13 protein-coding genes are annotated in these 12635 nt (G+C 72.9%); 7 read left to right on the top strand and 6 right to left on the bottom strand.

Features of this window, described 5'->3' with window-relative positions; translation table 11 throughout:
- The first annotated feature begins 51 nt into the window (after positions 1-51).
- Complete coding sequence (locus ACFYOJ_RS03240) at positions 52-219, top strand: DUF3117 domain-containing protein (RefSeq protein ID WP_003966491.1); 168 nt, start codon at positions 52-54, stop codon at positions 217-219.
- 136 nt (positions 220-355) lie between these two features.
- Here ACFYOJ_RS03240 and ACFYOJ_RS03235 read toward each other — a convergent pair whose 3' ends face one another.
- Complete coding sequence (locus ACFYOJ_RS03235; protein ID WP_356550814.1) at positions 356-1054, bottom strand: O-methyltransferase; 699 nt, start codon at positions 1052-1054, stop codon at positions 356-358.
- A 287-nt stretch (positions 1055-1341) separates the two neighbouring features.
- Between ACFYOJ_RS03235 and sigE the strand changes: the two genes are divergently transcribed.
- From sigE to ACFYOJ_RS03210, 5 genes are all read left to right on the top strand, one after another.
- Positions 1342-2013, top strand: coding sequence for an RNA polymerase sigma factor SigE (sigE, locus tag ACFYOJ_RS03230; RefSeq protein WP_356550518.1), 672 nt, complete (start codon positions 1342-1344; stop codon positions 2011-2013).
- Entirely contained in the window at positions 2010-2996 is a 987-nt protein-coding gene (locus ACFYOJ_RS03225) for a zf-HC2 domain-containing protein (protein ID WP_356550516.1), read from the top strand. Before sigE ends, ACFYOJ_RS03225 begins: the two co-directional genes overlap by 4 nt.
- A 93-nt stretch (positions 2997-3089) precedes the next feature.
- Entirely contained in the window at positions 3090-5048 is a 1959-nt protein-coding gene (locus tag ACFYOJ_RS03220) for a trypsin-like peptidase domain-containing protein (protein WP_356550514.1), read from the top strand.
- Between the two features lie 160 nt (positions 5049-5208).
- Complete coding sequence (locus ACFYOJ_RS03215) at positions 5209-5676, top strand: sec-independent translocase (protein WP_356550512.1); 468 nt, start codon at positions 5209-5211, stop codon at positions 5674-5676.
- A gap of 235 nt (positions 5677-5911) precedes the next feature.
- Positions 5912-6592 (top strand): hypothetical protein, encoded by a 681-nt coding sequence (locus ACFYOJ_RS03210; protein ID WP_356550510.1) that lies wholly within the window; start codon positions 5912-5914, stop codon positions 6590-6592.
- A 102-nt stretch (positions 6593-6694) separates the two neighbouring features.
- Here ACFYOJ_RS03210 and ACFYOJ_RS03205 read toward each other — a convergent pair whose 3' ends face one another.
- From ACFYOJ_RS03205 to ACFYOJ_RS03195, 3 genes are read right to left on the bottom strand one after another with little or no spacing between them, the layout of a single operon-like run.
- A complete protein-coding gene (locus ACFYOJ_RS03205) occupies positions 6695-7828 on the bottom strand; it encodes an Mrp/NBP35 family ATP-binding protein (RefSeq protein ID WP_356550508.1) in 1134 nt (377 codons plus the stop codon).
- Between the two features lie 44 nt (positions 7829-7872).
- Positions 7873-8475 carry a DUF1003 domain-containing protein gene (locus ACFYOJ_RS03200; protein WP_356550506.1) on the bottom strand — a complete coding sequence of 201 codons (603 nt, stop codon included), beginning with the start codon at positions 8473-8475 and terminating at the stop codon, positions 7873-7875.
- On the bottom strand, positions 8465-9790 hold the full coding sequence (locus tag ACFYOJ_RS03195) for a magnesium transporter MgtE N-terminal domain-containing protein (protein WP_356550504.1): 1326 nt from the start codon (positions 9788-9790) through the stop codon (positions 8465-8467). The genes ACFYOJ_RS03200 and ACFYOJ_RS03195 overlap by 11 nt, the downstream gene beginning before the upstream one ends.
- Before the next feature lie 213 nt (positions 9791-10003).
- Here ACFYOJ_RS03195 and ACFYOJ_RS03190 point away from each other — a divergent pair, with 213 nt between their 5' ends.
- On the top strand, positions 10004-10741 hold the full coding sequence (locus ACFYOJ_RS03190; protein WP_356550502.1) for a hypothetical protein: 738 nt from the start codon (positions 10004-10006) through the stop codon (positions 10739-10741).
- Between the two features lie 10 nt (positions 10742-10751).
- On the opposite strand, the gene ACFYOJ_RS03185 is transcribed toward ACFYOJ_RS03190, so the two are convergent.
- Positions 10752-11264 (bottom strand): hypothetical protein, encoded by a 513-nt coding sequence (locus tag ACFYOJ_RS03185; protein ID WP_356550500.1) that lies wholly within the window; start codon positions 11262-11264, stop codon positions 10752-10754.
- Positions 11265-11297: 33 nt separating this feature from the next.
- Positions 11298-12413, bottom strand: a complete 1116-nt coding sequence (locus ACFYOJ_RS03180; RefSeq protein ID WP_356550498.1) for a magnesium and cobalt transport protein CorA — start codon at positions 12411-12413, stop codon at positions 11298-11300.
- Positions 12414-12635: the final 222 nt, after the last annotated feature.

Here is a 12635-nt window from a genome sequence, read left to right as displayed (position 1 = left end):
TCACGGGCCGTCGGCGGTGACGGTGAGCTGGTATCAGGAAGGGGAACGAGCATGGCGGCCATGAAGCCGCGGACGGGCGATGGCCCGCTCGAGGTGACCAAGGAGGGGCGGGGCATCGTCATGCGCGTTCCGCTCGAAGGCGGCGGTCGACTCGTCGTCGAGCTGACCCCCGACGAGGCCGACGCGCTCGGCGACGCCCTCAAGAAGGTCGTCGGCTGACGCGCAAGCGACCATACCCGTTCGATCGCCCCGGTGCCGTACACGGTGCCGGGGCGATCGATTTTCCGCTCCACGGCGGATCCGGCCCGCCGGAACACGGCGTCGCACCGCCCGGCCGCCGCCCCGTGCCCGACGGCTACCGCTTCACCGCGCACAGCAGCCCGTCGCCGATCGGCAGCACCGACGGCACCAGCTCCGGGCTCTCCCGGACCGCGCGCAGCACCTCCCGCAGCCGCAGCACCTCGGTGGGCTGCGGCCCGGAGTCGACCGTCCGGCCGCCGCCGAAGACCCCCTCGAAGGCGACGAGCCCTCCCGGACGCAGCAGGCGCAACGATTCCGCGAGGTAGTCCACATACTCCAGCCGGTCGCCGTCACAGAAGACGAGGTCGTATCCGGCGTCCGCCAGGCGGGGCAGGACGTCCAGGGCCCGGCCCGGGATGAAGCGGGCCCGGTTGCTGGCGAAGCCCGCGGCCCGGAACGCCTGGCGCGCGAACTGCTGGTGCTCCGGCTCCGGGTCGACGGTGGTCAGGACCCCGTCCGGCCGCATGCCCTGCAGCAGATGGATCCCCGACACGCCGCAGCCGGTACCGATCTCCGCGACCGCCTTGGCGTCCACGGCGGCGGCGAGCAGCCCGAGCGCGGAGCCCGTGCCGGGCGTCACCGAGCGCAGGCCCGCCTCGCTGGCCCGGTCGCGTGCCCAGCGCAGCGCGTCGTCCTCGGCGACATAGGCGTCGGCGAACGCCCAGCTCGTCTGCCGGTTGCCGGTAATGACCCTCTCCTGTCCCCGTCGTTGCCTCGGCGTGACTGTATCCGTTGGCGTCGGGAACCCGCAGATGGGACCGGTCGTTCGAAGGGGTACGGGACAACACGGCCGGGCGGCCGGGAGCGCGACGGGGGCAGCGGATGGTCACAGGCACCGAGCAAGTGCTGACGCAGCCGTACGAGCGGTACCGGTCCAGATCAAATTCTCGTAAAACCGCTTATCCGGAGCTAACGGGCGAGGTGGCTATGGTAGGGGCTCCACTGGACACCACCAGAGCCGACAGGGGAGGTGCGGCCGAACCTGTGGATCGGGGAGGAGTGCTGCGGCGCTTTCTCGGATCGGCGGGCAGGCCGAAATCCGTGAACGACACCGCTGCTGACCACAGCCACGCCACCGGTCCTTCCGCAGGACGCACCCGGACCGCGACCTTCACCAGCGACGCGGACGGGCAGGCGTGGACTCCGCCCACCTGGGAGGAGATCGTCAGCACGCACAGCGGCCGGGTGTATCGCCTCGCCTACCGCCTCACCGGGAACCAGCACGACGCCGAGGACCTCACGCAGGAGGTCTTCGTCCGTGTCTTCCGGTCCCTGTCGACCTACACGCCGGGCACCTTCGAGGGCTGGCTGCACCGCATCACGACCAACCTCTTCCTGGACATGGTGCGCCGCAAGCAGCGCATCCGCTTCGACGCGCTCGGCGACGACGCGGCCGAGCGGCTGCCCAGCAAGGACCCCAGCCCGCAGCAGGTCTTCCACGACGCCCACTTCGACGCGGACGTCCAGCAGGCGCTGGACACCCTCGCCCCCGAGTTCCGCGCCGCCGTCGTCCTGTGCGACATCGAGGGACTGTCGTACGAGGAGATCGCCGCGACCCTCGGCGTCAAGCTCGGCACCGTCCGCTCCCGCATCCACCGTGGCCGCTCCCAGCTGCGCAAGGCCCTCTCGCACCGTTCCCCCCAGGCCCGCGCCGAGCGCCGCTCCTTCGTGGCCCGTGTTCCCGCACTGGGAGGAGGGGGCACGAGCGCGTGAGTGGGTCACGGCCGGAACCGGAGGGACACCTCGCGGAGCAGCACCTGGGAGACCGTCTCTCCGCCCTGGTGGACGGAGAGCTCGGTCACGACGCGCGTGAGCGCGTACTGGCGCACGTGGCGACCTGCCCGAAGTGCAAGGCGGAGGTCGACGCGCAGCGCCGTCTGAAGAACGTCTTCGCCGAGGCGCCACCGCCGGCGCCGTCCGAGAGCTTCCTCGCCCGTCTCCAGGGCCTGCCCGCAGGCGGTGGCACGGACGGCACGGACAGAAGCGGTTCGCCGTCGGCCGACGGTCACTTCTCCGACGGCATGCCCGGCATGCCCGGAAAGTTCGAGTTCGGTTACGTCCCCGCCCGGCCGCACTCCTCCCCGCTGCCGTCCTCGCCGGCGAACCGGGGCTTCCGGATCCACGACGTGAGCAGGCACGAGGCGGAGCGGTCCTCCTCCCGGGGCATGCGGTTCGCGTTCGCGGCCGCCGGGGCGGTCTCGCTGGCCGCGATCGCGCTGGGCGGCGTCACCCTCGGCGCCCCCGACACCACGGCGGAGGCCCGCGGCTCCGGCACCGGCAGCAATGTGACGCCGATGCGCACCCAGGGCACGGGAGCCACCGCCGGCCCCGAGGGCCAGCGCCGCCGTCCGGCCGGCCCGCTGCTCGGGCAGGCCCAGGGCAGACGGACGCTCGGCGACACCGCCGTGGCCCCGACCGAGGCGCCCGCGCCGCTGCTGCCCGGGCTGCCGGCCCCCGCGGCCGCCGACCCGAGCCGGCAGGCCGTACGGACGCTCACCGCGCCGGTCATGGCCGGAGCGGCCGCCGTGTCCCCGCTGATACGCCCGCTGGACGCCCCGCTGGACGCGATTCCGCCGCTCGCTCCGGCCACCTGGCCGGTGCTGTCCGAGGTCAGGCCGCCCGGCCTGCTCGCCGGGACCGTTTCCGACCCGTTCGCGTCCCCGCGGGCCTCGGCGTCCCACCGTCCGGCGCCCTGACGGGCGTCTGCACGGCGGACCGTGGACCTGATTGAATCCGGAATGGCTCCGGAGCCTTGGAGCAACGATCCGCGGTCAGGTGTTGGGGAGAACATGAACGAGGGGAAGCCCACGAAGGTGAAATGGTGGAGTCGCCCTCGCTCGTCCGAGGACGCCTTCGACGGCGACTTCGAACTGGCACGCCCCCGCACCGCGCAGGGCGCCGCCGGCGACGGGCCCGACGGGGGAGACGGGGACGACTTCGAGCCGCAGCGCCCCGCGCCGGCCGGCGAGCGGGAGCACGAAGGGGACTACGAGCTGCACGGCCCCGCCGTTTCGCCCGGCACGCCGACGGCACACGCCGGCGCGGCCCCGGGCGTCATCGGCACGGACCAGGGCGACGCCGACGCCGTCCCCCGGCCCCGCACGGACGCCGCGCCCCCCGCGGAGACCTCCACGGCCGGGAACCCCACCGACGTCCCGAGCGCCCGCGACGCCGCGGACACCCCCGACGCGGCGAGCGCCTCCGGCACCGACGACCAGGACGGCGCCCGTGCCTCCGACGCCCCTGGGGCCGACGACGTCACGGCCTCCGCGCCCGGCGCCCCACGCCCCACGCCCCTGCACGAACCCGATCCGTACAGCACCCCTCCGTACGGCGAGCCCGGGCCCTGGGCCCCCGCCCCGCCGGTCCAGCACCCGGCGGCGACCCCGGCCCACGGCACGGCGGTCCCGCCGGCGGTGACCCCGCCGCCCGCCGACGCGCCCGCCGCCATGATCACGCCCCCGCCGCACCCCGGCGCCCCGCGGCCGCACCCGGTGACGGCGCCCCCGCCGCCCGGCGCCCCCCGGCCCCAGGACGCCCCCGTTCCCGACCCCTGGCAGCGGTACGACCCCTGGGCCGCCGCCGGCCCCCTCCAGCAGACCGGCGCCGCCGCCCCGGCGCACGGCCGGCGCCGCGGGAGGACCAGGAGGACGCTCGTCACCGGCATCCTGCTGATCGCCCTGGTCTCCGGCGGCGTCGGCGGTGCCGTGGGCGTCTACCTGGAGCGCCACGGCGGCGTGGGGACCGTGGAGCTGCCGCAGGCCGGCAAGGAGTCCGCCGACCGGGACCCCGGCACCGTCGCCGGGATCGCCGCCCGCGCCCTGCCCGGCGTGGTGACGCTCCACGTTAGCGGCGGCGGCGCGGCGGGCACCGGCACCGGCTTCGTGCTCGACGGACGCGGCCACATCCTCACCAACAACCACGTCGTGGAGCCCGCCGGGGACGGCGGTGAGATCACCGTGACCTTCCACAGCGGCGACACCGCGAAGGCCACGGTCGTCGGCCGGGACAGCGGCTACGACCTCGCCGTGGTCGAGGTGAAGGACGTGCGCGGACTCACCCCCATGCCGCTCGGCAACTCCGACAACGTGCAGGTCGGCGACCCCGTCGTCGCCATCGGCGCCCCCTTCGACCTGGCCGGCACGGTCACGTCCGGCATCATCAGCGCCAAGGAACGGCCCATCACGGCCGGCGGCGGGGAGGGCGACGGCAGCGACGTGTCGTACGTCGACGCGCTGCAGACCGACGCGCCCATCAACCCGGGCAACTCGGGCGGCCCCCTGCTGGACTCCCGGGGGCGGGTCATCGGCATCAACTCCGCCATCCGGTCCGCCGGCAGCGAGAGCATCGAGCCGGAGGGCGGCCAGTCCGGTTCCATAGGTCTCGGTTTCGCCATCCCCATCAACCAGGGCAAGCGCGTCGCCGAGGAACTGATCAACACCGGCAGGGCGACGCACCCCGTGATCGGCATCACCCTCGACATGAGCTACACCGGCGACGGCGCCCGCGTCGGCACCGAGGGCAGTGACGGAGGCCCCCCGGTCACCGTCGGCGGCCCCGGCGCCCGGGCCGGACTCGAGGCGGGAGACGTGATCACCGAGGTCGACGGCCGGCGCATCCACTCCGGTGAGGAACTCATCGTCAAGACCCGCGCCCACCGCCCCGGCGACCGCCTCGAGCTGACCGTGGAACGCGACGGCAGGGAGACGAACGTCTCGTTGGTGCTCGGCTCCTCCGACGACGGCTGAGACGGCCGCACAGGGCCCCGGAGAGCCAGGAGCAGGGGACGGGAAGGCGAACAGTCCGGAAAGCGGCCGTATCCACGCGACCGGAGGTCACAGGACGGTACCGGACCGGCGGGAACGGCGGGTACCGTGGTGGCGGCCCGGACATCCCAAGGAGCTTCAGGTGTTCAATGACATAGGCGCACTCGAGCTGGTGACGCTCGTCGTCCTCGCCGTGCTCGTGTTCGGTCCGGACAAGCTCCCCAAGGTCATCCAGGACGTGACGCGGACCATCCGCAAGATCCGGGAGTTCTCGGACAGCGCCAAGCGGGACATCCGGGAGGAGCTCGGCCCCGAGTTCAAGGACTTCGAGTTCGAGGACCTCAACCCGAAGACGTTCCTCCGCAAGCAGCTGGACAACGACGAGCTGGGTCTCAAGGAGATCCGCAACAACTTCGACCTGAAGAAGGAGATGGCCGAGGTCGCCGACGCCGTCCACGGCCGCGATTCCGACACGTCGTCGTCCGCCTCCTCGGGATCCTCCGGCTCCTCCGGCGGGGCCATCGACATGTCCAAGAAGATCGACATGTCCAAGAAGGCCGAGACCCCCGCCCGTGACGACCGGCCGCCGTTCGACGCGGACGCCACCTGAGGCGGACACCGCCCGAGCCCGGCCCGCCCCCGGACCGCCGTGCGGTGCGCCGGGTACTCCACCCCGGTCACGTCCGGCCCGAACGCGGCACCGCCGCACCCCACTCGGCGGACGTTCTCCCCGGCTGCCCGCGGCGGGGTGGTTATGCTGCCGAGTTGTTGCGCGGAGCGGACGAGTGCGCCCGATGGGGGGCGGGCCGTGCCGCTCCGACGAGAGCGAGGAGGCGTCCGGGCACATGGAGACGACGAACGCGGCGGTCGCGCAGGCGCCGGCCGCGGAGGACGGACAGGATGTCCCCTCCGCCCGGCGTACGGTCGACGGCTACCTGCGGGCGCCCTTCCCGTGGTACGGCCTCGACGAGGCGTTCACGGGACGGCGCTGGCTGATGCAGGTCGGCACGGCGGCCGACGGCGCCGTGGAACACGGCTCCCTCGGGCACGGCGACGAGCCGTCCGTGCGCAACGAGCACATGTCCGGCGACGACCAGGACGCCAAGGAGAAGTTCGCGGTCGTCGTGACCGTGGCCGCCAGCCCCGACCGGCGCAGCGCCGACGGCACCGGCCTGCTGGAGGCCACCTCGGTGTCCTCGGCGGCGTGGCTCGCCGGGGTCGGGCTGCTCTCCTGCACCTGGCCCGGCCAGATGGACCACTCCCTGCGCGACGACTGGCTGGAGCAGCAGACCGAGACCGCGTGGGTGCTCGCCGACGACCTCGACGGGGAGGACTGGACGACACTGTCCCTGCCCGTGGACGGCGTGCAGACCTCCTTCCACTACCGGGAGACCGCGTTCGGCTGGGTGCTGGCCGGCACCACCGGCGAGAGCGTCCACCTGGGCGCGTACGGCCGCGGCATGAGCGCCTACGGGCTCGCCTTCTCCGCCGTCAAGGACATCACCGCCTACGACGATCGCGGCTAGCCGCGCCGGCCGCCTCACGACGAGCCCGGCCACGACAGACGAGCCCGGACACGCCAAGGGGCGCCGTCCCTCAGGACAGCGCCCCCGAAGCCGTACGGGCCGTCAGAACTTGTTCTTCGGCGTGATCCCCAGCGACAGCCCCGACAGGCCGCGCTGACGGCCGCCCAGCTTGCCCGCGATCGCGCGCAGCGCGGCACCCGCCGGGGAGTCCGGGGCGGACAGCACCACGGGCCTGCCGTCGTCGCCGCCCTCGCGCAGGCGCACGTCGATCGGGATGGAGCCGAGGACCGGGACCGAGGCGCCGGTCGTGCGGGTCAGGCCGTCGGCGACCGTCTGGCCGCCGCCCGTGCCGAACACGTCGACCATCTCGCCGCAGTGCGGGCAGGGCAGCCCCGCCATGTTCTCCACGACGCCGACGATCTTCTGATGGGTCTGCACGGCGATCGCGCCGGCCCGCTCCGCCACCTCGGCGGCGGCCTGCTGAGGGGTCGTCACGACCAGGATCTCGGCGTTCGGCACGAGCTGCGCCACCGAGATCGCGATGTCGCCGGTGCCGGGCGGCAGGTCGAGCAGCAGCACGTCCAGGTCGCCCCAGTACACGTCCGCCAGGAACTGCTGGAGCGCGCGGTGCAGCATCGGGCCGCGCCAGACGACCGGCGCGTTGCCCGGGGTGAACATGCCGATGGAGATGACCTTCACGCCGTTCGCGGACGGCGGCATGATCATGTTCTCGACCTGGGTGGGCCGCCCGTCGGCGCCCAGCATGCGCGGCACGGAGTGGCCGTAGATGTCGGCGTCGACCACGCCGACCTTCAGTCCGTCGGCCGCCATCGCCGCCGCCAGGTTCACCGTCACCGAGGACTTGCCGACGCCGCCCTTGCCGGAGGCCACCGCGTACACCCGGGTCAGGCTGCCCGGCTTGGCGAAGGGCACCTCACGCTCGGTCTGCCCGCCGCGCAGCGCGGAGGCCAGCTCACGGCGCTGCTCGTCGCTCATCACGTCCAGTTCGACGTCGACCCGCGTGACGCCCTCGACGCGCGAGACGGCGTCGGTCACGCGCTGCGTGATGGTGTCGCGCATGGGGCAGCCGGAGACCGTCAGGTACACGGCGACCGCGACCGCTCCGTCCGCGCCGATCTCCACCGACTTGACCATCCCGAGCTCGGTGATGGGCCGGTTGATCTCGGGGTCGTTCACCGTCGCCAGTGCTTCGCGCACCGCGTCTTCCGTAGCCATAGAGATGATGGTACGGCGCCGCCCACGGAGCGCGGAAAGCCCCGTCAACGGTCGTGTACGTCACGCCCGGTGGCCCGGTCCGCCGGGAATACGCCGTGACCGTGGTGGTGGCCGTCCCGCCGCTCCTCCATCTCCTTGATCAGGTCCTGGAGCTCGGAGCGGATCCAGTCCCGCGTCGCGACCTCGCCGAGCCCGATGCGCAGGGCGGCGATCTCCCGGGTCAGGTACTCCGTGTCGGCGATGGACCGTTCGTTCTGCTTGCGGTCCTGCTCCAGATTGACCCGGTCCCGGTCGTCCTGCCGGTTCTGCGCGAGCAGGATCAGCGGGGCCGCGTAGGAGGCCTGCAGCGACAGGGCCAGCGTCAGGAAGATGAACGGGTACTCGTCGAAGCGCAGCGGGCCCGGCACGGACACGTTCCACAGCACCCAGACGATGATGACGATCGTCATCCAGACGATGAACCGCCCGGTGCCCAGGAACCGCGCGATGCGCTCCGACAGCCGCCCGAAGGCCTCCGGGTCCCACTCGGGCAGCAGCCGGCGCCGCGGCGGCCGGGGCTGGTCCAGGCGGGCACCGCGGGGACGCGAGGCCGCCGTGGCCCCCGACACCGCGCGCTCCCGGACCGTCGTCTCCCGCTCAGGCGCCATCGGCGCTCACCTCCCTCGCCCTGTCCGTCCCGCCCGTCCCGGCCGCTTCGTTCGCCTCGTCGAGGTGGTACTCGGTCTCCCGCCAGTCCTCGGGCAGCATGTGGTCCAGCACGTCGTCCACGGTGATCGCGCCGAGCAGCGACCCGGACTCGTCGACCACGGGCGCCGCCACCATGTCGTACGTGGCGAAGAAGCCGGCGACCACGGGCAGCGCGGCGTCCGGGTCCAGGGGCTGCAGATCGTCGTCGATCATCGCCCCGACCAGCGTGTACGGGGGGTCGCGCAACAGCCGCTGGAAATGGACGGTGCCCAGGTACTTGCCGGTCGGGGTCTCCTCGGGCGGCCGGCACACGTACACCTGCGCGGCGTGCGCCGGCGACAGATCCGGGTTGCGGATGCGGGCCAGGGCGTCGGCGACGGTCGCGTCGGGCCGCAGCACGATCGGCTCGGTCGTCATCAGACCGCCGGCCGTGTGCTCCTCGTACGCCATCAGGCGCCGCATGTCGGCCGCGTCGTCGGGCTGCATCAGGGACAGCAGCCGTTCCTTGTCCTCCTCCGGCAGCTCGCCGAGCAGGTCGGCCGCGTCGTCGGGGTCCATCGCCTCCAGCACGTCCGCCGCGCGCTCCTCCTTCAGCTTGCCGAGGATCTCGATCTGGTCGTCCTCCGGCAGCTCCTCCAGCACGTCGGCCAGCCGGTCATCGTCGAGGGCGGCGGCGACCTCGGCCCGGCGCTTGGCCGAGAGGTGGTGCAGGACGTTGGCGAGGTCGGCGGGGCGCAGCTGCTCGAAGGTGGCGAGGAGGTTCTCTGCGCCCTGCCCCTGCTCCTCCACGGAGAAGCCGGTCACACCGGACCACTCCACGGTCAGCGTCTCCCCCTTGCTGCGCCGGAACGCCCCGCCCTTCCTCCCCTTGCGGACGAAGACCTTGTCGATCTCCCAGTCCCGGCGGGCCGGCAGCTGCTGCACGGCCAGGTCGAGGACGGTGACCTCCTCGCCGGTCTCGGTGAGCGTGACCCGCCGGTCGAGCAGCTCGCCGAAGACGAGACGCTCGGCGGGCCGCTGCTCGAAGCGGCGGACGTTGAGCACACCGGTGGTGATGACCTGCCCGGAGTCGATCCCGGTGACCCGGGTCATCGGCAGGAAGATGCGGCGGCGCGTGGACAGTTCGACGACCAGACCCAGCACCCGCGGGGGCTTGCGGCCGACGCGGAGCATGACGACCAGATCGCGCACCCGCCCCACCTGGTCGCCGGCCGGGTCGAAGACGGCGATGCCGGAGAGGTGCGAGACGAAGATCCGGGGGGCGCCCGCTGCCATGGCCGCGGCTCCTTTTCGTCAGTCGGTCCGTGAGAGGAGTTTCGTACCGGTTCCCTTTTCCGAATTGCCCGCTCGGACGGCCTTCAGGCTAGCCCGTCCCGAAGAGGACCGCCCTGGCGGCCCGTCCGGACGGACTGGCTCCGGGCACCGCGTACGGCCCCGGTACGCTGCCGTACGCCGCTTGGACCCGACGTCAGAAAGGCAGCCCCACCTGTGACCGTGACTCCCCGGCGCCGATTCCCCAGGGCCGCTTGGCTGGGCGCGGTGTGCGCCCTGACCGTGACGGGGGCGGGGCTGACGGGATGCAGCAGCGAGGATCCGGACGCGGGCACCAACGGGGTCGGCAAGCTCCCGGCCGCGCAGATCCAGGCCAGGGCCCGCGCGGCCGCCGAGTCCGCCGGAGCGGTCCGGCTGCACGGCACGGTGGCCGCCGGCACCGGCAGGTACACCCTCGACATGCGTCTGAAGGCCGACGGCGGCACCGGGTCGGTCGCCGCCGAGGGGACGACGTTCAAGCTGCTGCGGGTCGGCGACCAGCTCTTCCTGAAGGCCGACGCCGGTTTCTGGAGCGACGACGGCGGTGACGCGGCGGCGGCCGGCAAGCTCGCCGGCAAGTACGTGAAGGTGCCGAAGGGCGACCCCGCGTACCAGAAGTTCAGCGGCTTCACGGACAAGGACGTCCTTCTCGACGGGCTGTTCACCCTGCACGGCACCGTGGAGACGGACGGACGGCACGAGCAGGCCGGAGTGCGTACCGTCCGCATCTCCGGCGGCCAGGGCTCCGGCGGTTCCCTGGACGTCTCCCTGGAGGGCACGCCGTACCCGCTGCGCCTGGTGCGCGCGGGCAGCGCGGGCACGCTCAGCTTCTCGGAGTGGAACAAGGACTTCCCGCTCCAGGAGCCGGCCGAGGACGACACCCTCGACTACGGCAGGCAGCTGCCGACGTCGTAGCCGAGGGGGCTCAGCGCCGCCCGCGGCGCCCGGCCAGCAGCCGCGGCAGCCCCGCCGGCACCGGCCCGCGCGTCGTCGCCGGGGTCGGCAGCGGCGCCTTCGCCAGCGGTCCGTCGGGCAGCGGCACCGTCTCCCCGGCCGGCTCCAGGCGCAGCACCCGGCACTCACGGGCCCAGCGGCCGGTCATCGCCTCGCCGTCCGGGGCGTTGAGCCGCTTGCCCTTGAGGCCGGCGACCGCCGCCTGCCACGCCTCGGACCCGGACGCCAGCTCCACGACGCGGGCCGGCCAGGTGACCAGCCGGCCGCCCTTGTCCTTGCTGCGCACCGTCACCTCGGCCACGGCCCCGTCGGCCAGGCCCGGCAGCGGCTGCTCGCCGGGCCCGTCGCCGACGACGCAGGCCGCGCCCTCGTGCCAGACGTGCCACAGCGGGCGGGCGGGCCTGCCGGGGACCTCGACCCAGATGAGACCGGACTTCTTCGTGGCCTCCTCGACGAGGGCCTGGCCGAGCAGCTCGCTTGTCATGCGGTCAGCCTATCCAGGCGCCCGCGGTCCGGTTCAGAGCCAGCCGTTGCGCTTGAGCGTGCGGTGGATGCCCAGACAGAGCGCGACCGTGACGGTCAGGACCAGCGGGTAGCCGTACTTCCAGCGCAGCTCCGGCATGTGCTCGAAGTTCATGCCGTACACCCCGCACACCATCGTCGGCACGGCGATGATCGCGGCCCAGGAGGTGATCTTGCGCATGTCCTCGTTCTGCGCGACGGACGCCTGGGCGAGGTTGGCCTGGAGGATGGAGTTCAGCAGCTCGTCGAAGCCGATGACCTGCTCCTGCACCCGCGCCACGTGGTCGGCGACGTCCCGGAAGTACTTCTGGATCTCCGGGTCGATCAGCCGCATCGGCCGTTCGCTGAGCAGCTGCATCGGCCGCAGCAGCGGCGCCACCGCCCGCTTGAACTCCAGCACCTCGCGCTTGAGTTGGTAGATCCGGCCGGCGTCCGTGCCGCGCGGGGTGCCCTTGCGGCCCGGCGAGAACACCTCCGTCTCGACCTCGTCGATGTCGTCCTGCACGGCGTCGGCGACCGCGATGTACCCGTCGACGACGTGGTCGGCGATGGCGTGCAGCACCGCGGAGGGGCCCTTGAGCAGCAGCTCGGGGTCGTCCTCCAGCCGGTGGCGCAGTGCGCGCAGGGAGCCCTGCCCGCCGTGCCGGACGGTGATGAAGAAGTCCCGCCCGGTGAAGCACATGACCTCGCCGGTCTCGACGACCTCGCTGTTGGCGGTGAGCTCGTCGTGGTCGACGTAGTGGATGGTCTTGAAGACGGTGAACAGGGAGTCGTCGTAGCGCTCCAGCTTGGGCCGCTGGTGGGCCTGGACGGCGTCCTCCACGGCCAGCGGGTGCAGCCCGAACTCCCGGGCGATACCGGCGAACTCGCTCTCGGTGGGCTCGTGCAGACCGATCCACACGAAGCCGCCGTCGCGGCGCACCTGACGCATCGCCTGCTGCGGGCTCAGCGGCGCGTCGGACTCGACGCGCCTGCCGTCGCGGTAGACGGCGCAGTCGACGACGGCGGAGGTGGTCCCCGGGTCGCGGGTGGTGTCGTAGGCGCCGGTTTCCTTGCGCAGGGAGACGCGGGACGGGCGGACCGCGGCACGCAGGTCACGGATCATCGACATGGCAGGCTCCTTCGCGACGGGCAGCGAGCGTGCCGGCGACGGATGGAACCACCCGGAATGAGGACGTCCAGATCACGCGTGTTCGGCGCGTCCACAAAGCGGGGGGCACCGCACCGTCGCGGTGGCCGGCTTCACTGCCGAATCAGCTGCTGTTGCGGGCAGGCAGGCAGATCAGGCAAAACGAGACGAAGTGCTCTTCCGTGGAAAGGCGCGCGAGCGGGA

This window comes from Streptomyces sp. NPDC006384 (genome assembly GCF_042870695.1).
Lineage (GTDB): Bacteria > Actinomycetota > Actinomycetes > Streptomycetales > Streptomycetaceae > Streptomyces.
This window is presented reverse-complemented; position numbering and strand designations above follow the sequence as displayed.